The organism is Rhodococcus sp. C3V, from assembly GCF_029269915.1.
Lineage (GTDB): Bacteria > Actinomycetota > Actinomycetes > Mycobacteriales > Mycobacteriaceae > Rhodococcus_F > Rhodococcus_F qingshengii.
In genome coordinates, this window is record NZ_JARJBE010000013.1 from 114,251 (window position 1) to 139,094 (window position 24,844).

At 62.4% G+C, this 24,844-nt stretch carries 4 protein-coding genes and 1 pseudogene; 3 read left to right on the forward strand and 2 right to left on the reverse strand.

Features of this window, described 5'->3' with window-relative positions; genetic code table 11:
• Positions 1–57 precede the first annotated feature (57 nt).
• Complete coding sequence (locus P3G66_RS27085; RefSeq protein WP_276117368.1) at positions 58–18,663, reverse strand: non-ribosomal peptide synthetase; 18,606 nt, start codon at positions 18,661–18,663, stop codon at positions 58–60.
• A 260-nt stretch (positions 18,664–18,923) separates the two neighbouring features.
• On the opposite strand from P3G66_RS27085, the gene P3G66_RS27090 reads away from it, so the two are divergent.
• Genes P3G66_RS27090 through P3G66_RS27100 form a run of 3 tightly spaced genes read left to right on the forward strand, consistent with a single transcriptional unit; the run spans position 18,924 to position 23,406 of the window.
• On the forward strand, positions 18,924–19,748 hold the full coding sequence (locus P3G66_RS27090) for an FAD binding domain-containing protein (protein ID WP_007733027.1): 825 nt from the start codon (positions 18,924–18,926) through the stop codon (positions 19,746–19,748).
• Positions 19,745–22,438 (forward strand): molybdopterin cofactor-binding domain-containing protein, encoded by a 2,694-nt coding sequence (locus tag P3G66_RS27095; protein ID WP_054186590.1) that lies wholly within the window; start codon positions 19,745–19,747, stop codon positions 22,436–22,438. Before P3G66_RS27090 ends, P3G66_RS27095 begins: the two co-directional genes overlap by 4 nt.
• Positions 22,435–23,406, forward strand: coding sequence for an antibiotic biosynthesis monooxygenase (locus P3G66_RS27100; RefSeq protein ID WP_230358748.1), 972 nt, complete (start codon positions 22,435–22,437; stop codon positions 23,404–23,406). Before P3G66_RS27095 ends, P3G66_RS27100 begins: the two co-directional genes overlap by 4 nt.
• Positions 23,407–23,491: 85 nt before the next feature.
• Here P3G66_RS27100 and P3G66_RS27105 read toward each other — a convergent pair.
• Positions 23,492–24,729, reverse strand: a pseudogene (locus tag P3G66_RS27105) (DUF222 domain-containing protein).
• Positions 24,730–24,844: the final 115 nt, after the last annotated feature.

Genomic DNA, 24,844 nt, shown 5'->3' on the forward strand with positions numbered 1-24,844 from the left:
CGGCAACAGCTCGGTGGCGCTCGCTTCGCGGGCGTGCGGCTTGGTGGCTTGAAGTTGTCATGCCCGTTCGGGGTATCCGGAAAACATCGAGAGCACCCGGGCGAGCTCCGGTCCGATGACCGCCATGGCCGGAGGTTCGATCATCTCGTTGTGTTCGCAGCGCACGGGCACCTCCACGATCCGGCCCGTCACGAGTGGGCTCCATTCCTGCGGCGACCTGTCGCGCGGAATCGTGTCGTCTTCTCCGGATGCCAGGAAGATCAGCAGATCTCCTTCGTAGACCTGGGGAACGAACTGGTGCGTGATTCTCTGCGAAGTCTCGTACCCTCGGGCAATCCGTTCGAGGTCCCGACCGTCGACTCCCGTCTCGGGCCCGAGCCTCCGGGCCAACACGGCCGCCGCCTCGTCGAAGGTCAGATCTCGGTCGGTCTCGATCTCGAGGCCGAGTCCTCGCAGTATGTCTCGGACGTCGAGTTCGGCTGACGCAGGGGCATCGCCGCTGTCGGGGTAGCTGTCCATCATCGCCAGTGTGGCGACGTCGCGGCCGGACGATTGCAGTTCGACGGCCATGGCGTGCGCGATGACTCCGCCAAGGGACCACCCGAGTAAGTCGTACGGCCCGTCCGGCGAAACGGCCTCCACCTCTTCGACGTAGCGATGGGCTAACTGTTCGATCGACTGATAGTCACCGTCGTCGCTGAGAGCGGGGAGCTGAAGTCCGTACACGGGTCTGTCCTCGGGCAGATACCGCACCAAGCCGGCATACCCCCAGGACAGGCCGATACCGGGGTGCACACAGAACAGCGGTCGCCCAGTCCCTTTCGTCCGCAGTGGAACAACCACGGCGAGAAGCTCTTCCATACCGGCGTCGGCTGTCGGCATGTCGAGGCGTCGAGCGATTCCAGCGGGTGTCGGGTCGAGGAACATCCACTGAAGCGGGATTCTCCGTCGGAAACGAGAGTGCAGTGCGCTGACGATTCGGGTGGCCACCAGGGAGGACCCGCCCAGGTCGAAGAAGCTGTCGGTAGTGCTCACCCGGTCGACACCCAGAACCTCGACGAACGAGTCGACCACGGCGCGCTCGGTGTCGGTGACCGGCTCGCGGAACTCGGCTGCAGCCGAACCGAATTCGGGTTCCGGTAAGGCCTTTCGGTCGAGCTTGCCCACCGGTGTCATCGGAATCCGCTCGAGAAGCACCACTGCCGACGGAACCATGTGCGAGGGTAGTCGGTCGGCTGCGTACGCCCGTATCTCGTCGGTGCCGGTGGCGTCAGCAGCTGACGCACGCACGTACGACACCAGGACCGTTTCACCCGACGGTCCCGTGTGGCCGACAGTCGCGGCGAAGTCCACCGACGGATGGCGTGAGAGAACTGCATCGATTTCCCCGAGTTCGATCCGAAAACCACGGACCTTGACCTGGAAGTCGCTGCGCCCGATGTATTCGAGCGTGTGATGCACTCCATCGCCGGAGCCGACGATTTTGGCACTGTCACCGCCGGATTCACGCCAACGCACGACATCTCCGGTGCGGTACATCCGGCGCCCCGGCGACCCGTACGAGCACGCGACAAATCGTTCCGACGTGAGCGACGCCCGATTATGGTACCCACGTGCCATACCTGGACCGATGATGTACAACTCCCCCGGCACGCCCACCGGGACGGGCTGCAAACGCTCGTCCAGCACCAGGAAGCCGAAGCCCACTGCCGGCGAGCCGATGTTCACTCCCGCACCGGGTTTCATCGAATCGCTGACGCTCGCCTGCACGGTGGTTTCAGTCGGACCGTAGCCGTTGTGCAGCCTCCGACCCGGCGCCCATTGCGCGACGACCTCCGGCGGGCAGGCCTCGCCCACCAGATCGAGAACACGGAGCGCCTCGAAACCGTTGTCACCCAACGCCGCCAGCGCGGTCGGTGTAATGGTGGCATGAGTGACCTGCTCGCGCCGGAAAACATCGGCCAATTCGGCGCCACCGTACACAGCAGGCGGAACGATCACGACTTGCGCCGAGGCGCTGAATGCCATCGTCAACTCGAAGATGGAAGCGTCGAAACTCGGCGATGCCAACTGAGAGACATGAGAGTCGTGAGTGACCTCGAACCTCTCACGAGTTTCGGCCGTGAAGCTCGCCAAACCTCGATGAGTAATGTTCACTCCCTTGGGTTTCCCGGTAGATCCCGAGGTGTAGATCAGGTAGGCCGGATGATCGAGGTTCAGTTCACCGGTTCGATCGTCATCGGTGATCGGTTCCGGCGACAGCGCGGCTACCCGCCGGGCGAAGTGTGGGTCGTCGAGTTCCAGCCAGGGAACAACGTCGGGTAGGTGAGTTCGGCTGGTCTGAACAGTCAAACCGAGCGAGGCTCGGCAATCGGCAAGCATGTATTCGACGCGCTCGCGCGGATAGGCCGGATCGACAGGCACAAAAGCCGCTCCGGCTTTGGTCACCGACCAGATCGCCACCACCGATTCGATCGAGCGAGGCATTCCCAGTGCCACGAAGGTCTCCGGGCCCACACCGCGACCGCACAACTCCCGGGCAACACGATTCGACCACTCGTCCAGGTCGCGATAACTGAGCTGCCGGTTCTCGAGCGACAGGGCCACCGAGTCAGGATCGATCGCCACGGCGTCCGCCAACAACTCAGGCCACAATTTCGGAGGTACTTCGGGGAGCCCATGCGCCGGCGTCAACTCGCGACGTTCGGGATCGCCGAGTAGGTCGATGTCACCGATCGGTACCTGCGGATTCCGGGTCACGGCCTCGAGCACACGAACGAACATGTCGGCAAAACCGCCGACCGTACCGGGGTCGAAGAGATCAGTGGCAAAGTCGACGGCTCCGCTCATCCCTCCCGGTTCACCGCGATCGTCGTACTCCTCGGCCAGAAGGAATTCCAGGTCTACCTTCACTACCTCGAGTTCAGGGTCGATCCCGCGGACTTCCAGTCCCGGTAGCTTCAGAATCGGTCGTTTGTTGTTCTGGAATTCCAGCGACACCGAGGAAATCGGTGCATAAGCGCTCGACCGTTTCGGCCCGACCGCGTCCACTACCCGCTCGAAGGGCACGTCGGAATGAGCGAACGCGGCGAGGTCGACTTCGCGGCAATGCTCAACCAACTCGCGGAACGATCGAGCCGGATCCACCTGTGTGCGCAGTGCGAGCGTGCCGACGAACATGCCGACCAGATCATCGAGGGCACGATCTCCCCGGCCGGCGATCGGCGTGCCGATCACGATGTCGTCGGTGCTGCCCAAACGTGCCAGCAAGAGCGCGAGCGCTGCATGCACAGTCATGAATGCAGTGGACTCGTGCTGCCGCGACACGTTCAGAATACGGCGGTGAAGATCATTGCTGATCGAGAAGTGAATCCGCGAGCCGTGAAAACTCTGTTGCGTCGGCCGGTCTCGATCGAGCGGAAGTTCCAAGAGGTCGGGAGCACCTGACAGTGCACGTCGCCAGTAAGCCAACTGCTCACTGATCACCGACCCTGGGTCGTCGACTGAGCCCAGAATCTCCCGTTGCCAGAGCGCAAAGTCGGCGTACTGGACTGGAAGCGGCGTCCACTGGGGATCCCCGCCGTACGCGTGGGCCTCGTATGCAATCATCACGTCTCGGGTCAACGGAGACATCGAGAAGCCGTCAGCCGAGATGTGGTGCACCACTACGGCAAGCACGTGTTCGCGCTCATCGATTGTGAACAACGCTGCCCGCAGGGGAATTCGTGCGGCGACGTCGAAACCGGCCGAGACCATCCGGGCAAGCTCGTCACGGAGAAGATGTTCGTCGGTCACCGATGTCTCGGTCAGTTGCGGCAGCTCGGCGCTCTCGGTGGGCAGGATGTGCTGGACCGGTCCGTCACCGTGGACCGGGAACATCGTTCGCAGCGATTCGTGGCGGGCGATGACATCGGACATCGCTGATCTCAAGGCCGGTTTGTCGAGTTCACCGCTCAACCGCACCACGAGCGGAATGTTGTATGCAGGAGAACTGGTGTCGAGTTGATTGACGAACCACATCCGCTGCTGAGCAAACGACAAGGGGATGCTGTCGGGTCGGGGGCGCGGTCCCAGTCGCTCCGACCCTTCGGCAACCGACTGGCCGATCACCGTAGCCAACTCGGCCACCGTCGGCGTCTCGAACAGATCCCGCACGCCTACGGTAGCTCCGAGCACCGCCCGTAGCCTCGCCGCGACCGAAGTGGCGCTCAGAGAATTTCCACCGAGCTCGAAGAAACTGATGTCGGTACCGACTCGTTCGAGGCCGAGCACCTCGCCGAACACGTCCGACACTGCCTGTTCGACCGGGCCGACCGGGGGACGGAAATCCCCTGTGGTCGTCTCGATTTCGGGTCTTGGCAACGCCGAACGGTCGACTTTTCCGACAGCGGTCAACGGAATGTTCTCCAGCACCGTGAGAACGGCAGGCACCATGTGCGAAGGCAAGCGCCGGGCCACGGCGCGACTCAGGATCCTGGTGTCCAGTCGACCCGCCGTGGGCACGACGTACGACACGAGTCGGGTGTCTCCGGTGGGGGCGGAATCGGCAACCGTAACGGCAAAACCGACGTTGGGCTCCGACATGAGCACACTGTCGATCTCACCGAGTTCGACACGGAAGCCTCGAACCTTGACCTGGAAGTCGCTTCGCCCGACGTACTCGACACACATGTCCGCCGTCCATCGCACGATGTCGCCGGTGCGGTACATCCGCGTTCCTGGGTCAGCCGGGTTGGCAACAAAGCGTTCTGCCGTCAACCCCGCCCTTCGGTGATATCCCCGTGCCACGCCTGGTCCGGCCAGGTACAGCTCGCCGGGGACCCCGACGGGAACCGCTTGAAGTCGAGTGTCGAGCACCAGTTCGCTGACGCCCCTGACGGGTCCACCGATGGTGATTGGTTCTCCGGCGGTCATCGGCGGGCTGACGTTGGACATGATCGTTGCTTCGGTCGGTCCGTACGCGTTGTACAGGCGGCGGCCAGGTGCCCAGCGAGCGACGAGGTCGGGCGGGCACGCCTCGCCCCCGAATACGACTTCCGAAAGTTGTTCCAGCCCAGCCGGGTCCACCGATGCCAATGCCGCCGTGGTGACGAACGCGTGCGTGACGGCGTGCTCTGCCAGAAGTTGCGCCAGGTCCTCGCCCCCGTAGATCCCGGGTGGAGCGATAACCATCGTCGCCCCGGCTCCGAAAGCCTGCAGATATTCGAAGAGCGACCCGTCGAAACTCGGAGTGGAGAAGTGCAGCGTGCGTGATTGTGGAGTTGCGCCGTAGCGTTCGAGCTGGTCTCGGGCGAAGTTGCCGAGCCCTCGCTGCGTGACCACGACGCCCTTGGGCACGCCGGTCGACCCCGAGGTGTAGACCACGTAGGCAGCTGAATCCAACCCGATCGGACGGAGTCGGTCGTTGTCGGTCAACGGGCTCCCCGAGAATCCCTCGCACTTCTTCGTGAAATGCGGATCGTCGATAATCAGCCACTCCGCGATATCGGGCAATCGATCTCGGCCCGCGGTGGTGGTCAATCCGAAGCTGACCTTCGAATCGATCAGCATGTGATTGATCCGCTCGTCCGGATAGTCGGGATCGATCGGCACGAACGCAGCGCCTGTCTTGGCGACGGCAAGTATCGACACCACGGACGCGAGAGAACGTGGGATACCGACCGCTACATAGTCCTCGGTTCCCAGGCCGTGCGAGACGAGCAGGCGAGCAATGCGATTGGAGAGGATGTCCAGCTCGCCGTAGGTCATGCTGCCGTCCGCCGATTCCACGGCCGGTGCGTTCGGATCACGCTGGGCTGCCTCGTCGAAGATCTCCGGGAAGACGCGCGACGACCCGCCGGCCGTGCCACGGACTGGCACCAATTCAGCATGTTCGGAGGCTGCGAGCACCGACACCACAGCCAAGGGGCGATCCGGCTGGGTACACGCTTCGAGTACGCGCCGCAGTCGTCCGGCGATCTCTTCGATGTCGGCGGCACCGAAAACCTCGGGTATGTACTCGAATTTCAGGCGGAGCCTGGTGTCGACCGATGCTACGAGGCTGAGCGGGTAGTGGGCAGCGTCCTTGGCTTCGACATCGGTGATCCGGACCCCCGCAATATCGGTAGCGGACGAAAGCCCCTGACGGTCAACGGGATACGATTCGAAGACAGTCAACGTGTCGAATCCGATCTCCGGCCCCGCGCCTACGTGGATCTCGGAAAGCCCGAGACAGTGGTGATCCGACAGCTCTGCTTGCTCGGCCTGGATCCGCGCGAGGAGTGTGCCGATACTTTCACTCGGGCGCAGCGTGATTCGGACCGGAATTGTGTTGATGAACAGCCCGACCATGGTTTCGATCCCGGTCAGCTCGGGAGGTCGACCCGACACCGTCGCTCCGAACACCACATCGTCCCTCCCGGTCAGTGCAGCAAGGACGATCCCCCACGATGCCTGAACAATCGTGTTGATCGTCAGCCCGAGTTCACGCGCCATCCCGCGAAGTGAGGTTGTGAATTCCTCGTCCAGATCGAACACCCACTCGGCCGCCATGGTGGAGAGTCGACGCGATCGAACCGCTGGAGCCAACAGCGTCGGTCCTTCGACTCCGCTCAGCGTCCTCGCCCACACAGCTCGGGAAGCTTGCTGATCGCGGCGGCTCATCCAGGTCAGATAGTCGCGATACGCGCGCGCGTGAGGCAAGGCCGCCACTTGACCGTCGGCGGCATAGAGCGTCGCCAATTCCCGGATCAGCAGGGGCATGGACCAGCCGTCCAGAAGGATGTGATGATTGGTGAGCACGAGCGTGAACTTTTCGGGGGCGAGAGCGATCAGGGTGAATCGGATCAACGGCGCCCGTGCCATGTCGAACGGGCGCGCTCGGTCCTCGGCCAGCGCTCGATCAATTTCCTGATCTGGTGCACCAGTGAGGTCGATTTCCTGCCACGGCGCTGCCACGTTGCTTCGGACCACCTGGACGGCACGGCCGTCGGCGCTGTGAAGGAAGGCGGTACGCAGGTTCCCATGCCGGCCGAGCAGCGCGTCGGCGGCGCGGCGCAGGCGCTCCGAATCGACTGCGCCGGCTAGATCGAGAGCCACTTGTACGAGGTATGCGTCGACCGATCGTTCGGCCAATTCGGCGTGGAACAACAACCCCGCTTGCAGTGGAGAGAGTGGCCAGACATCGCTCAGGTCGGGACACCGACTTTCGAGGTCGTCGATCGCCTCCTGTCGAAGATCGACCAGATCGAAGTCCGAGGGTGTGAATCCGCCGCCGCCCGCCGCGAACTCTCCGAGCCCGGCCAGTGCGTCGAGCCACCACTGCCCCAGTTGCCGAACGTCGTCCGCACCCAGAATGTCCGGTGGGAACGTCCAGCCGGCAACGAGCCGCGGACCGTCCTCGGTATCGCTGTCGACCGTCATCACGTTGACCTCGAGGACGCTGGCGAGTGGAAGATCGACGGCCGCAACCGTCCGCAGGTCCTCGTCACGGATCGGTACCCATCCCGCTGAAGCGTCGGCATCGGATCCACCGACGCGTCCGAGGTAGTTGAAGCTGATCTGAGGCACCGGAAGTTGCGAAAGAGTGTGTGCCGTTTCGCGGTTCAGATAGAGCAGCAACCCGAAGCCGATGCCGCGGTCCGGCACCGCCCGGAGTTGTTCCTTGACAGTCTTGGCAGCGACGCCGGCAGCCGGGCCGCCGGCGAAGGCGTCACCCGGATCCACTCCGCTCAGATCGATCCGCACCGGGAAGATCGTCGTGAACCATCCCACCGTGCGAGCAAGATCTGCCCCGGGAACCACCTGTTCCTCGCGTCCGTGCCCCTCGAGACTGATCAATGTCTCCGGATTGTCGATGCCGCGGTCCATGCGCCAGCGGACCATCGCAAGTGCCAAAGCCGTCAACAATCCGTCCTCGACGCTCCCGTGAATCGCCTGCGGAACTGTCGTCGACACGGCCTCGGTCAATCCCGTGGGAACTCGTACTTCGATGTCAATGGTGGCCGAGGCGGTGTCCCTCTTCGTCAGGGCGTGCACACCCAGAGTCGGATCGGGACCCTCGAGCACCTCTCGCCAATAGTCGATCTCAGCCACCCGATCGGGCTCGCACGCGGCATCGACGAGGCCATGTGCCCATCGACGCATCGAGGTTCCGACCGGAGCAAGTGACGGGTCGACGCCTGACTGCACCTGCGCACAGGCAAGTGCAAGATCGGGGATCAGGATTCGCCAGGAAACACCGTCCGTCACCAGATGGTGCGCTACCAGTAGCAACCGTTTCCGGCTCTGCCGGTCCTTTTGAATCTGCCCGTCGGTGTCGAGCAGGACTGCCTGCACCATCACACCTGCCTCCGGGTCGAGCCGCCCCAGAGCTGCGTCGAGTTCTGTCGAGGACGTCCTCGCGGCAGAACCCCCGAGGCTCACGTGGCGTACGACGGTCTCCGCTCGCACCGTACCTACAGGCGCAACGTCCATCCGCCGAGCGGATTCAGGATGATGCGTCGCCCGGATGCCCGCGCGGAGGATGTCGTGGTGGTCCAGCACAGCCTGCATGGCCAGTGTCAGCGTGACCTCGTCGAGCGTGGCAGGAACCGAGAGCAGAACAGATTGGGAGTACCGGCGAAAATCTCCACCACGGTCAAGCATCCATTCGACGATCGGCGTCAATTCGATCTCACCGACGCCGCCGCCAGGTAATTCGTCGACGACGACACGGTTGCCAGCCGTTCCGGCCGTCTCGGACAGCGCCGCAACAGTTTTGCGTTCGAACACCTCGCGCGGTGTGATCAGAACTCCGGCAGACCTGGCGCGCGTCACCAACTGGATGGACATGATCGAGTCACCGCCGAGAGTGAAGAACGAATCGTCGACCCCCACCTCCTCGAGTCCCAGAACTTCGGCGAACAGACTCGCAAGGATGTTTTCCGTTGCGGACGCGGGGCCACGACTTACGGTTGCCTGTCGCCCGAAGTCAGGTTCAGGCAATGCATTCCGGTCGAGCTTTCCGTTCACCGTCAGCGGCAAACCCTCGAGAACCGTCACGACAGCGGGGACCATGTGGGGCGCCAACCTCTGTGAGACATACTCGAGCAACGCCGCCGGAGAGATAGTGGCACCGGACTCCGGCACCACGTAGCCCACCAACCGGTCTCTGCGGGCTACCACCGCCGACTGAGACACGCCCACTCCGGAGAGCAGTGCAGCCTCCACCTCGCCGAGTTCGATTCGGTACCCCTTCACCTGCACCTGCAGATCGTTTCGTCCGAGGTACTCCAGCTGCCCGCTGTCGTTCCAGCGCGTCAACTGTCCGAAGTCGAGCGCTTCTCCGCCGAAGATCACGTAGCGCAATGACAGGGCCACACCCCCGGCAAGCCGGTCGGCTTCCGCCAATTGATAGAAGGCAGTGGGAGTTTGATTGAGCACCGTGACACGTTCGTGCCGTAGCAATTCGAGGAATGCCTCTGGTGAACGGGCCGTGAAGTAGTCGACCAGTACCAGTCGGCCACCGTGTGCGAGTGCGCCCCACATTTCCCAGACCGAGAAGTCGAATGCCTCCGAATGGAACATCGTCCACACATCGCCGCTGCCGAAGCCGAAGAGCGCTCTGGTGTTTGCCAGCAACCTCACTACGCTGCGGTGAGAAACCTGCACCCCCTTCGGGCGCCCGGTGGACCCCGAGGTGTAGATCACGTAGGCCACCGATTCGGGTCGGAGCGGTAGCAGCCGATCTCGGTCGGTCACCGCAAGCGGAGAAAACCTTTGCAGCGCATCGAGAATCACCGGGTCGTCTACCGCAATCACTGGAATCTCGCTGTCTGCGATTGCGTCACTGTCTCGTATGTAGTCGCCGTCGGCCCGGGTGGTCAACACACACTTCGGCCGGGCGTCACGCAGCACGAAGTCCACCCGGTTTACCGGAGAAGTCGAGTCCACCGGTACGTATCCGCCACCCGCCTTCACCACCGCCAGCAATGCCACCATCAGGTCGATCGAGCGGGCCATCGCGACTGCCACCAAGGTTTCCGGCCCCACCCCCTGCGCCACCAACAGTCGAGCAAGGCGGTTTGCTCGCTCGTCGAGTTCGCGGTACGTAACCGACAATCCGCCGCAGCGCACCGCCACGGCATCACCGGACGTCAGCGCCGTGCGATCGAAGAGATCCGACAACGAATCCTCGTCTGTTCCGGCGCCGGAGGGCGTGGGCGCAACCAGCAACCCGCTGAAATCGCCGGCCAGAATCATGTCGAGATCACCGACGACCACCGACTGGTTCTCGGTCACGGCGCCGATCACTCTTTCGAAGCGCGCCGCGATGCGCGCCACCGACATTCGATCGAAAATATCTGTTGCATAACGGAAACCGGCGCTGATACCAGCGGGCTCACCGTGCTCGTCGACGTGCTCCATCACACTCAGTTGCAGATCGAATTTCGCAACCGCGAGATCGACGTCGAGCGAGCGAACCGTCAGTTCCGGCAAGTCGAAGCGCAGTCCCGTATCGGTCTGGAATTCGAGGAGTACCTGAAACAGAGGTGAATGCTCGGTGGAACGGTCGGGCGAGAGGTAATCCACCAACCTCTCGAAGGGGATGTCTGCATGGTCCAGAGCACCGAGATCCGTTGACCGCACCGCGGCCAACACCTCGGCAAAGGTTGCCCCGGATGAGACAGGTGTGCGAAGGACGAGCGTGTTGACGAACATCCCGACCACATCGTCGAACACCGATGCACCGCGACCTGCGACCGGAGTCCCGATCACTACGTCGTCCGCTGTAGTGAGCCGTGCCAGCAATACCGCCAGAGCCGCATGCATCACCATGAACAGAGACGAACCGTTCTGGTGTGCGAGTTCGTTCAAAGCTCGATGGATCTCGGGCGAGAAGTCCATCGAAACCACCGCGCCCTCGGCAGACCGTTTCGAGGTTCGTGGTCTATCGAGAGGGAGCGGCAAGACGTCCGGAATACCCGACAGCTTCGCTGTCCAATAATCGAATTCGGCCGAGGGCGAAGTTTCCGGACCAACGTCTGCGTCGACGATCTCACGCTGCCAGAGGGTGTAGTCGGCGTACTGAACCGGCAGCGGCGCCCAGTCCGGGCTCCGACCTTGCGTGCGCGCGGTATATGCACTCATCAGGTCGCGTGCCAGTGGTGCCATCGAGAAGCCGTCTGCGGCGATGTGGTGAACAACGATCGCGAGTACATGCTGCTCCGGTCCGGTTCGGAGTAACCTCACGTGCAGCGGGAACCCTTCGGACACATCGAATCCGATGTCGAAGAACGCGTGCAAGTCCGTGAAAAGCCACTCGCCGGGAATCGGCACGGGGTGGATTCGAGGAGCAGCGACCGCGGGTTCGGCGATCACCTGGTAGGGCCCGTCTGCGGACGCAGGAAAGATCGTTCGAAGAGATTCGTGCCGTTCCACCACATCACCCAGCGCGGCTTGGAGCGCACCCGAATCCAGGAACCCGTCCAGTTGTAGTGCGACGGGGATGTTGTAGAGCGGAGACGACGTGTCGAACTGGTTGACGAACCACATCCGCGATTGCGCGAACGACAGCGGAATACGTTCTGGCCGTGCCCTACTCGTGAGGGGCACACGAGTAGCTTCCTCGGGTCCAGGCTCGCCCGGCGCGGAGTCGATTGGATCTATCGAGGCCGCCAGGTCCGCGACCACGGGGGCGTCGAACAGTGCATTGACCCCCATATTGGTGTGCAATGCGGCGTTGATGCGGGCGATGACTCGAGTGGCGCTGAGGGAATCCCCGCCGAGTTCGAAGAAACTGTCGTCGGCACCCACCTGGTCGAGACCGAGAACGTCGGCAACAGCACGGGCGATTCCGATTTCGGCAGGAGTGGCAGGAATCCGATATGCAGCGCTCGCAAAATCGGTGTCCGGGAGGGCTTTACGGTCCAACTTCCCATGCACCGTCACCGGAAACTCCCCCAACACCACCACCACCGACGGCACCATGAACCCCGGAAGAGACCTCCGCACCCCCTCCAACACCACCACCTCATCGACCACCACCCCCACCTCACCCACCACAAACCCCACCAAAAAATCCCCACCCACACCCGACCGCAACACCACCACCGCACCAGCCACCCCCACCTGAGCAGCCAACACCGCCTCCACCTCACCCAACTCCACCCGCTGCCCCCGCACCTTCACCTGAAAATCCTTGCGCCCCACAAACTCCAACACCCCACCACACCCCCACCGCACCACATCACCCGTCCGATACACCCGAGCACCCACCACCCCCGACACCGGATCCGCCACAAACCGACCCACCGTCAAATCCACACGACCCTCATACCCCCGAGCCACCTGCACCCCACCCACATACAACTCCCCCACCACACCCACCGGAACCGGCCGCAACCGCGAATCCAACACCAACACACGCGTATTCCACACCGGCCGACCAATCGGAACACCCACCCCCACAACACCCTCCACCACATGAAACGTCACATCCACCGACGCCTCCGTCGGCCCGTACAAATTCACCAACTCCGCACCACACACCCCCGCAAACCGCCCCGCCAACACCGACGACAACCCCTCACCCGACACAAACACCCGACGCAAACCCGAACACCCCACCCCCAACTCCCCCACGCTCAACTCCCCCACGAACACCTCCAACATCGACGGCACAAAATGCACCACCGACACCCCCCACCGCTCGATCACACCCACCAAATACACCGGATCACGATGCCCACCCGGATCCGCCACCACCAACCGCGCACCCACCATCAACGGCCAAAACAACTCCCACACCGACACATCGAACGACACCGGCGTCTTCTGCAACACCACATCCCCCACACCCAACGGAAACTCCCCCTGCATCCACAACAACCGATTCACCACCCCCGCATGCGACACCACCACCCCCTTCGGACGACCCGTCGACCCCGACGTGAACATCACATACACCGCATGCTCAGGCAACAACACCCCCAACCGATCCCCCACCCCCACCGGACCACCCGAAAAACCCGAAACATCAACACAACCCACATCAACAAACCCCACCCCCACCGGCAAACACCCACCATCACCAACCCGCGACAACACCACCACCGGATCCACCACACCCACCACAAACCCCACCCGCTCCACCGGCGCACCCACATCCACCGGAACAAACACCCCACCAGCCCGCACCACCGCAAACACCGCCACCAACAACTCCACCGACCGCGACAACGCCACACACACCCGCGACTCCGGACCCACCCCCAACGAAATCAAAAACCGCGCAAAACGATTCACCCGAACATCGAACTCACCCCACGACAACACCACCCCACCACACACCAACCCCCCACCACCCACACCAGCAAACCGCCCATCCAACACATCCACCAACGTCAAACCCCCCACCACAACCCCCACACCATCCCAACCACCCACCACCAACCCACGCTCGGGCACGCCCAAAATTTCCGTATCCCCTACTGGCACTGTTGGATCCGACACGACCGACCGGAGGAGGCGGACGAAACGCTCGCCGAACTCGGCGACTGTGGTGCGCTCGAAGATATCGGAGGCATAGGTGAAAGCGGCATCGAAACCCATGGGGAGGCCGTCTTTGCCACGCTGCTCGGAGAGCGACAGTTGCAAGTCGAATTTGGCGACACCGACGTCGACTGGAACAACATCGACACCCAGTCCGGGTAGTTCGAGGTGGGGATCTGCGGTGTTCTGGAATTCCAACAGAACCTGGAAGAGCGGTGAGCGAGATGACGAACGCTCCGGCGCAACTGCATCGACGACTCGCTCGAACGGCACCTCGGCTTGTCCGAACGCTGCCAGATCGACTTCGCGAGTTCGTGAAAGGATCTCCTCGAAAGTCGCGGCGGTGTCAACGGTGATTCGCAGGACGACCGTGTTGACGAACATCCCGACCAGATCGTCGAGGACTTGCTCGGCGCGCCCTCCTACCGGAGTCCCGATCGCTATGTCCGGCGAGGCGCTCAGCCGTGCCAACAGAACCGCCAGCACTGCGTGCATCACCATGAACGGTGTCGTGTTGTGATTCCGAGCGAGTTCGAGGAGTTCACTGTGCACGTCTGCGGGCACCGAGAATCGGACCGATTCACCGCGCATGGATCGTTCCGCCGGTCTCGGTCGATCCAGCGGAAGGTCGATCACGTCAGGTAGACCGGCCAGGGTGGACGTCCAGTAGTCCAACTGCTTCGCCTCGAGCGTGTCCGGATCGTCGTCACTGCCGAGCAGTTCGATCTGCCATTGGCTGTAGTCGGCGTACTGCACAGGCAAAGGCGACCAGTCCGGTGCCCGTTTCGCAGCCCGCGCCGCGTAGGCGCGGGTCAGGTCGCGGGCCAGCGGCTCGAGGGATGCTCCGTCCGCCGAAATATGGTGAACCACCAGCGCAAGGACATGATCGTCCGGCGTGACCCGAAAAAGGGAGCCGCGCAGGGGCACGTTCGCGCTCACGTCGAACCCCTCGCGAGCGAGATCGGCGATGCGCCTGTCCAAGGCTTCCTCGTCCACGGATACTTCCCACGCGATCTTCGACGTCACGCGTTCCGAAGGCACTACTACCTGATGGGGGCCGTCGACCGACGCCGGGTAGACGGTACGGAGCGATTCATGCCGATCGACAACATCTCCCACCGCGCGCTGCATCGCAGCGACATCCAAGGCACCTGACAGTCGGACCACCATCGGAATGTTGTAGGCCGGGGACGACGTGTCGAACTGATTGACGAACCACAGGCGTCGTTGTGCCACAGACACCGGAATCTTGTCCCTGTACGAATGTGCCTGCAGGATTGGACGCTTCGAACGCGTGCGATCAACGCGGGATGACTTCGCATCCCGCACGTGACGGGCCAATGATTCGATAGTCGGTGCTTCGAACAAAGTCCGCACCCCGAAATCGATTTCTTCAGCGGCATTTACGCGAGCGATCAGCTTCGTGGCAATCAGTGAGTTCCCGCCCAGATCGAAGAAGTCGTCACCCGCACCCACCGTCTCGACGCCTAGAACATCGGCAAAAATCTCGGCGAGCACTAGTTCCTCAGCGCCCTCGGGCGGTCGAAAGTCGTCCGACCGAGCATCGAGCCGAGGTGCAGGTAAGGCAGCGCGATCGACCTTTCCCGCCGGAGTTACCGGCAACTCGTCGAGTAGAACAAATGCCGCAGGAACCATGTACGACGGAACACGGCTCGCGACGTACCGCGTCAGCTCGGCCGTCGAGAGCGCACTTCCGCCGGCAGGCACGACGTACGTGGTGATCATCGCTGTCCCGGAGGGAGCCGCACGCGCCACGGTGACTGCATTCTCGACCTGCGGACACGACCGCACGACGCTGTCGATTTCCCCGAGTTCGATACGAAATCCGCGAACTTTCACCTGGAAGTCACTACGACCGACGTACTCGAGTCCACGGCCACGGCGCCACCGCACCAAATCCCCCGTTCGATACATCCGCTGCCCGGGGAGGCCGAAGGGGTCTGCCACGAATCGTTCTGCGGTCAACGCGTACTTCCGGTGATATCCACGTGCGAGCGCGTCTCCCGAGATGTACAGCTCGCCCACAACACCGTCGGGGACGGGGTGCAATCGCTGATCGAGCACGATCTCCTCGAAGCCGCGGAGCGGACCGCCCACTGTGATGTCCTCCGACGACACCATCGGCTCGCCGATGTTCGACATGACGGTGGTCTCGGTCGGCCCGTACGCATTGCACAGCCGTCGGCCGGGAGCCCAGCGCTGCACGAGATCCGGCGGACAGGCCTCACCACCGACCACCACTTCGCCGAAGTCCGAAAGGCCCTCGGGCGAAACTGTTCCGAGCGCCGCAGTAGTGACAAAACCATGCGTGACACGCTGGGATTCGAGGAAGTGAGACAACTCGTCACCGCCGTAGATCGTGCTCGGCGCAATCACCATGGTCGCTCCGGCACCGAAAGCCAGCAGGTATTCGAAAATCGAGGCGTCGAAACTCGGGGTCGAGAAGTGCAATGTTCGCGCATCCTGGGTCGCACCGAACCGCGAACGCTGTTCGGCAGCAAGCGCTTCCAGTCCACGATGCGAGACCGTCACCCCCTTGGGGAGTCCGGTGGAACCCGAAGTGTAGATCACGTATGCAGGATTGTCGGGCCGGATCGGGTGCACCCGATCGACATCGGAGATGGAGCGCACTGACAACCGTGCAAGTCGGCCACGGAACTCAGCGTCGTCGATTGCTATCCAGGAAATCGAATCCGGCAAACGATGAAGTTCGGAAACGACCGTGAGCCCCAGTACGGCGCCGGAATCGGTCAGCATGAAGCGAACACGTTCACCCGGATAGGTCGGATCCACCGGCACGAATGCCGCGCCAGCTTTGGTCACCGCCAACATCGCGACAACCGATTCGATCGAACGCGTCATACCCAGCGCCACACTGTTTTCCGGACCGATTCCGCGGTCGATCAATTCTCGGGCCAACTTCGAGGAACGCTCATCGAGTTCTCGATACGTCAACTCGGCATCGAGATACGACAGGGCCACGCCGTCGGGGTGTGTGCGCGCCGCACCGTCGAACAGTTCGGCCAGGGTGCGGTGCGAAGCGCGAGGGTCACTGCGTACAGGCTGCATCGCGGATCGCTCGTCGTCGGACAAGATGTCGATGTCGCCGACCATCATTGTCGGATCTGTGGTCACGGATTCCAGGACGCGCGCGAACCGCAAACCGAGGCCACGTACCGTCTCGGCGTCGAACAGGTCGGTGGCAAACGCGAGCGTCACCGTGATTCCGGACGGCGTACCCACCTCGTCGAAAGTCTCGACTGCAGACACTCCGAGATCGAAGCGGCCGAGGTCGGGAGGGTGCTCGTCAGCGCTGGCGACGGACTCGAACGTCACCTGTATCACCGGCGCATACGCAGGTACATCCTCCAACTCGAGCGACTCCGCCACCTGCTCGAGCCGTATCCCACTGTGCGGCAGCGCATTACTTCGGACCTCGACGACACTGCCCAAGAGTGCCGTGAAAGTCGTCACCAGATCGACGCGACTCCGGATGGCGACGATGTTCGCGTCGGATCCCGCGGGCGTACCGATCACAACATCCGAAGCACCGGACAACCGGCTCACCAGAAGAGCAAAGCTTGCATGTAAGACCGCACGAGTGTCCGTCCCGAGATCACTCGCCATCGCCGTGATCCGCGCGTGGGTGTCGGCGGCGATCTGGACCTCAACCCGTCCGTTCTCCAGCGATTGCGTTGCAGGTCTGGGCCGATCGAAGGGAAGTTGCAATAGTTCGGGCGCCCCGGTGAGCTCATGTCTCCAATATTCGAGGTGCCGCACTTCGCGTTGTCGTCGCTCGCCCTCCCGGGCCGTCGGGCCGTGAATGTCTGCCAGCTCGGCACCGGAATCAGACGCGATCAACTCTTCCAGCAAGCCGACAAAATTCCGGTGGTGCTCGCGTAAACCCGCCTCCTCGTATCGGATCGGGTTTGCCCGGAAGTCGACACGCAGCCTGTCGCCGCTCGGATACACGTTGACCAGAAGGTCTTCCACCGGCCCGGAGGTGACGATGTGATACTCCCCAACCACCTCGCCCAACTGCACCTCCTGGCGAAACAGCATGACGTTGACCATGGGCCCGGCATATGAGTCTTCGCCTTCCAGACCGCTCGTCACGCCTGCGTCCCGACGGATGTCGTCGAGGCTGCAGCGCTGGTGCCGCAATGCACCCATGAGCTCATGTTGGACCTGGGCGAACAGTTCACCGACGGTGTCGACCGCTGCGACACGGATGAGCAGTGGCGTGACGTTCACCATCATGCCGCCCGAGTCCCGCAGCACCGCCGTAGTCCGTCCGGATATCGGAACATGAATCTGGACAGTCTCTTTCGCCGTCATCCGCGCGAGGTACAACGCGAGCGCAGCGATGACCGGTGCAGCGTGGTTCTCGGATTCGTAGAGAAGGGCACAACTTCGGTCCGACATCAGTGTGCTTTCGAGTCGGCTCTCGGTTTGCGCGGGCCCAGAAGCCTCCGCCAGGCTGGATCCGGCGAGGGTGGTATTGCGCTCAGCCCAGTACTCCCGGTCGGCGGCGAATCGATCCGACATTCTGTACCGCTCGTCGATGTCGTACAGCGTGCGCAGCGTCGCGGCACGACTCGGCTGCGAGTCCTTTCTCGCCGCCGAGGCCGAGTACCGATGCGCAATGCGGTTCATCATGGTCATGGCACCGAAACCGTCGAGCGCAACATGATGGATGCGGCTGTACCACAGATAGTGCGCGTCCCCGACACGCAGCACAGCGGTCGCGACGATTCCGTCGACTGCCAGGTCGAGCTGCGTCCGGCAATCTCGGCGCATCCACCCGAGGGCATCCTCGATCGGATCGGGGGACCCACGGAGGTCGACAAGACGGACGGTGATCTCAGATGTCTCGTCCACGTACTGCATCGGTTGACCGTCGATCTCGATCACTTTGAGCAAAGGAGATTGAAACTCGTATGCCACCGCTCGCGTTTCGCGATCCAGCAGTTCGACGTCGAGTTCGCCGCGCAGCTCCACGTAGTGCGCTATCAGAATCGGGACTTCGGGATCGAATTGCTGAGCGAACCAGGTTGCCCGTTGGGCGGCCGAGAGCGGAAAGAGCGTCTCATCAGAAGGGTCGGTCCGACTTACCTCGAAGGGTTTCACAGCGCCCCGCCCCGCATGATCTCCGCGGCCGCCGAGTGCGTAGCCGCGTCCGAATCAACAGCGCGAAAGCAAGAGGCTGATCGCGCCTCTCAAGCAGTCGTACCCAGAATCGGCAAGCGCATGCACCGCCCCACCAGTCGATGTCACGTACGTATCGCTCATGTTTCGCGTGCCCGATATGTACTAAAAGTGTGAATGCGTCTCGTCACCTCGGTAATGTCCCACTCCGAGAAGACACATCCCCCGAGGGGAGCAGGCGCATGGACATCACCACCATTACCGACGTGATACGCCGACCACCGGATCGCCCAGGGGACGTGTGGCGTCCCGGCGACGCCTGGCTCGCGGGAGGAACGTGGCTGTTCTCAGCAGAACAACCCGACACGCGTCGACTGGTCGACCTCACCGCGCTCGGTTGGACACCACTGGAGGTCGGCCCGACTCATTTCGGTGTCGGAGCTACGTGCACCGTTGCCGAACTGTATGCGTTTGTCCCGCCGGACAATTGGCGTGCGAGTCCACTTATTCGCGTCAGCTGCGAGTACTTCCTCTCGTCTTTCAAGGTGTGGAATTCGGCCACCGTAGGCGGCAACATCTGTATGTCGCTTCCGGCCGGACCGATGATCACCCTGGCAGTTGCACTCGAGGCTTCGTTCACACTATGGGCTACCGACGGAACAGTGAGGACCGTCGACGCGTGCGACTTCGTGACCGGTGACCACCAGAATGTCCTGGAGCCGGGCGAAGTCCTTCGGAGCATCGAGTTCCCGGTGCACGCACTCACCAAACGGCACGCCCACCGCCGCTTCAGTCTCACGCACCTCGGCCGTTCGACGATCTTCATGATCGCGACGCAGACTCCTGGCGCCGACGACTTTCACCTCACCATCACCGCCGGCACCACCCATCCGATCCGGCTGACGTTCGACACCATGCCGGACGAGCACTCTCTGCGACGAGCCGTCGACTCCATTTCGGCCGACATTTGGTTCGACGATCCCAACGGAACCCCAGACCACCGCCTCCACCTCGCCCGCCACTACGCCGACGAGCTCCGAAACGAACTCACGGGGAGCCAGTCATGAGCTACACGGTGAACGACCGGCAGTTCCACGAGGAGCCGTTCCCGGGACAGTGTCTCCGGACGTTTCTTCGGCACCTCGGACACCACGGGGTGAAGAAGGGGTGCGACGGCGGGGACTGCGGGGCGTGCACAGTGTGGCTCGACGGAACACCGATACACAGCTGCATCACGCCCGCCTTTCGCGCCGACGGTCGCGCGGTAACCACGATCGAGGGACTCGGCACGCCCGAAGATCTCCATCCGATTCAGCAGCAGTTCCGGGATGCACCCGGCTTTCAGTGTGGGTTCTGCACCGCCGGGATGATCATGACCTCGGCGGCGCTCACCGACGCGCAGAAAGAAGACTTGCCGCGAGCGCTCAAGGGAAACCTGTGCCGCTGCACCGGTTACCGATCCATCGAAGACGCGGTCAACGGTGTCGGTGCTGTCGAAGTTGCCCTCCCGGGACAGGCCGTCGGAACCAGCGTCGGGGCGCCGGCGGCCACCGACGTGGTGACCGGCCGAGCCGAATACACTATGGACACCGCGATCGACGGCATGCTGCACCTGAAAGTGCTGCACTCGCCTCACGCACATGCCCGCATCACCTCCATCGACACCACCGAGGCGCTCGCCGTCCCCGGTGTCCATCGCGTCTACACCTGGAAAGACGTGCCGCGCAAGCTCTTCACCACGGCAATACATACCGACCACCTTGTCGATCCGGACGACACCTACATTCTCGACAACGTCGTGCGGTTCGTGGGTCAGCGTGTAGTGGCCGTCCTCGCCGACTCCGTCGTCGCTGCGGAAGAAGGCCGTCGGAAGGTGAAGGTCGATTACGAGATCCTGCCTTCCGTGTTCGATCCGGAAGAGGCCATGGCCGACGGCGCTCCAGCCCTGCACGGATCCGACGATCCCTTTGTTCGAGATCCCGAGCACAACATCCTGCTCGAACTTCACGGTCATGTGGGCGACGTCGAGGCAGGGTTCGCCGAGGCCGACGTCATCCACGAAGGCACCTACTTCTCGCCGCGGGTTCAGCACGCGCACCTCGAGACGCACGGTTCGATCTCCTGGATGGAAGACGGACGCCTTCACGTTCGCACAAGTTCGCAGTCCCCCTCCATCGCCAAGGTCAAACTCGCCCATCTCTTCGACCTCCGCCCGGATCAGCTACGCGTGTTCTGCAAACGCGTGGGCGGCGGGTTCGGAGGAAAACAGGAAGTGATCAGCGAGGATCTGGTGGCGCTCGCCACCCTCGACACCGGTCGTCCCGTCTGCCTCGAGTTCACCCGAGAAGAAGAGTTCACCACCGCGTCGCCGCGTCATCCGATGAAGCTCACGATCAAGCTCGGTGCCAAGTCGGACGGAACCCTCACAGCCTTTCAGTATCGCAACGTATCGAACACCGGTGCGTACGGAAACCACGGTGGAGAGACACTCTTTGCCGGCGGCGCGGCAGTATCGCTCTACCGCTGCGCCAACAAGAAGTTCGATGCGTATTCCGTGTACACCAATAACGTCCCGAGCGGCGCTCTGCGTGGGTACGGGATGACGCAACCGGCCTTTGCCGTGGAATCGGCCATGACCGAATTGGCCGTCGCGCTGAACATGGATCCGCTCGAACTGCGTCGACGCAATATCGTCCGACCGGGCGATTCGCTGATCGCACTCGAAGACGGCCCAGACGACGTGATCTTCACCGAAGACGGACTGGGGCAATGCATAGATCTGATCGACGCCGCGTTGAAGCGCCAACCGGTTCCCTCGCTCGGAGCGGATTGGCTGATCGGCACCGGCACTGCCAGTTCGCTACACGAGACCGCGCCACCCACCGAGCACATTTCCGAGGCTTGGCTCACCCTCGGCGAAGACTGTGTATACGAACTTGCCATCGGCACAGTCGAATTCGGTGAGGGAACTTCTACCGCCCACGTGCAGATCGCCGCAAATCAGCTGGGCACAACTCCGTCGCGTGTACGAATCATTCAGTCGGACACCGACCGAACCGGTTTCGACACAGGCGCTTTCGCCAGCGCCGGCCTGTTTGTCGCTGGGAACGCGGTACTTCGCGCGTCGAATGCGCTCCGCGATCGCCTACTTGCCTTCGCCGCGCACCACACCGGCGTGTCGATTGACCAGTGCTCGATGGACGACGACAAGATCGTCTGCGGTAGTACTCGATTAACACTGCAAGAGATACTCGAGGCCGCGCGCCCGCGCGGGATCCGATTCACCGAGGCGCGGAAGGCATACGGATCTCCGCGCAGCGTGGTGTCCAACACTCATGGCTTCCGGATTGCCGTCCATCGCATCACCGGCGAGATCCGCATTCTCTACAGCGTCCAAGCCACCGACGCTGGGGTGATCATCAATCCGGCGCAGGTGCGGGGACAGATCGAAGGTGGCGTCGCCCAGGGCATCGGCTTCGCACTCACCGAGAACTTCCACGTAGACGCAAACGGCGCGATGATGAACCCGAATCTACGTAACTACCGGATCCCGACATATGCAGATATCCCACGCACGGAGGTGATCCTCGTCGAGTCATCAGACTCCGTCGGTCCTCTCCGCTCCAAGGGCATGGCGGAGTGCTGCATCAATCCGGTTGCCCCTGCATTGGCGAACGCACTGCAGGATGCAACCGGGTCACGATTCCGGTCGCTACCGCTCACCCCGGAACGCATCTACACAGGCCTGAACCGATGACCGCGCACACGTCGGCGGACAGCGCCGCGACGGTCATCATCGGCCAGCGAGTGCGTGCCGGACTGGAGAAAGAATTCGAGGTATGGCAGAAAGATCTCAACCGGGCGGCCGCAGATTATGCAGGCTTCCTCGGGGCAGAAATCGCGGCTCCGACGCCCACCCAACCTGATTGGGTGATCGTGTACCGATTCGACTCCATCGCTCATGTTCAAGCGTGGATCAACAGCGCGACGAGGCAGGACTACCTCGACAGCGGTCGTCAGTTCTTCGACGGCCCGGCCACGCAGCAGGTAGTGAGCGGCGGGATCAGGCCTCCGGACCCACTGCTGACCGTCGTAGTGACGCACCGAGTCGGTGACGACAGCATCGACGAGTTCCTTGCCTGGCAGGATCGCCTTCGGGAGGTGGAGAGTGCTTTCGACGGATTCCGCGGCACCGAACTGTTTCGCCCCGTCGACGGTGTGCAGGATGAATGGACCCTGCTGTATCGCTTCGACAATGCTGCCCACCTCGATACGTGGCTGACTTCCCCTGAGCGACAACAACTCCTCGCCGAGGGCCGCAAGTTTCACGACTTCGAACTGCGAACCGTGGACAATTCGTTCGGCAGTTGGTTTGCCTTCGACGAGAACGGAAACGAGGCCCCTCCACCTTCGGAGACAAAAACCTCGATCGCGGTCTGGGTCGGTCTCTACCCGACTGTCGTCTTGCTTACTTTGGCGCTGTCACCGCTGAAGCTGCCACTCTGGCTCGGATTGTTGATCGGCAATCTGCTGTCGAGCTTCATCATGAGTTTCTTCACGATGCCGTACTACGTGAATCGACTCCTGCGCCGTTGGCTGCGTCCACCTCCGGGGATTCCTGTCGCAAAAACCAACGCACAAGGGGTGGCAATCGTCGCTGCGGTGACCTTGTTCTGGGTGGTCGTCTTCTATCTGGTGACTACTCAGTTCTGGTCGCTGCCCTGAACTCTCCGGAACACGAAAAGCCAGCGCATGTAACGGGGCATGATTCTTCCCCGGTGCATACGCTGGCATTTTCAGTTATGTCCGTTCACGCGGCCGTTGGTGGGCTGTTCCCGCCGATCGGCTGCTGGAACGGATCGATCGACATCGGTGGATAGAACACCGATGTCGATCCGGACCGATCTCCACCCGCCACTCCGTGTGATGCAGCGTCCGATGATGATGACCGCACAACAGAATCAGATTATCGAGATCCGTTGGGCCACCATCGTTCCAGTGAACAATATGATGGGCATCGCACCACCCCGACGGAGTCCCGCACCCCGGAAACGCACACCCACCATCCCGAACCGCAAGAGCCCGCCGCTGCGGCACCGTCGCCGTTCTCGCTTCCTTACCGCAGTCGAGCGGAACACCATTCTCATCCAACAAAATTCGCGTGACCGTGCAGTCGCACGCCAACATCCGGGCCGTGTCGATACTGATCGGACCTATCCAATCCGCCCACGCAAATCCGAGTTCTTCGGTGGACGGCAGGAGGTCTTTCAAGGCTTTGAGGTCGGTCATGTCTTTCGCCGACGCAGTCACCGTGATGTGCGGTTTCACTCCGCCCTCGATCGGACCCAACCCCGCTCGCTCGTACCGGCGCAACAATTCGCAGAAGCCGTCCGCCCGCCGCAGCGCCGGCGTGCGGGCGTCCTTCACGCCGTCCTTCTCCGGCGTCGGAGCCGACAGACTCGACAACAACGTGATCAGACGGGCCCCGTTCACCGCATCCAGATCGCCCTTCACGGTCACCCGTCCGTACAACCCTTTCGAGGCGTAGAACTCGTTACGTTCGGAATCCTCGCCGACCGGGACGCCGTCTTCGCGTTTTCCGTACTGCTTCTCGATCCGCCGGATCGCCGCCCGCACCGCATCACAATCGGCGATGTTCTTCGATGCCAACCCGAGCAAGATTCCGCGGGCCTTGTCCACGTCCGCCGGCGTCATGTTCTTGGGTGGATGCTGACAAAACGACGCCACCTGACGGGCTTTCAACGCATCCACATCGCCGCGATGGAATGCATCCGCGACAACAGGTTCGAGCATCAACAACCGCGCCAAGCCGACGAGCAGACTGCACTCACCGATCTCCAAATTCGTCGAACCATGCAACCACTGCGCGATCGCCCGAAAACCCTTCCCGACCACAGTCTCCCGGGAAAACATCTCCACGATCAGCAACACCATCCGCGACTGCAACTCGTGCCGGACGCGCACCAGATCCAGAACCTCACTCTTGAGGTCCTCGCCATCCAGCTGCCACGCTTCCCGACTGTCCATACCGAAAGTTTAATCGAACACACTTTCGATAACCAGAGACAAAACGGACAACTTCGAGAACAGGAAGGCTCGAGACCCGTTGATATGAAACTACTTTCAGTAACTCTCAAAACCG

Bases quoted from the DNA above. Each gene is read 5' to 3' on its own strand.
- P3G66_RS27090 (WP_007733027.1), top strand. From the start codon at position 18,924: ATGGACATCACCACCATTACCGACGTGATACGCCGACCACCGGATCGC.
- P3G66_RS27095 (WP_054186590.1), top strand. From the start codon at position 19,745: ATGAGCTACACGGTGAACGACCGGCAGTTCCACGAGGAGCCGTTCCCG.
- P3G66_RS27100 (WP_230358748.1), top strand. From the start codon at position 22,435: ATGACCGCGCACACGTCGGCGGACAGCGCCGCGACGGTCATCATCGGC.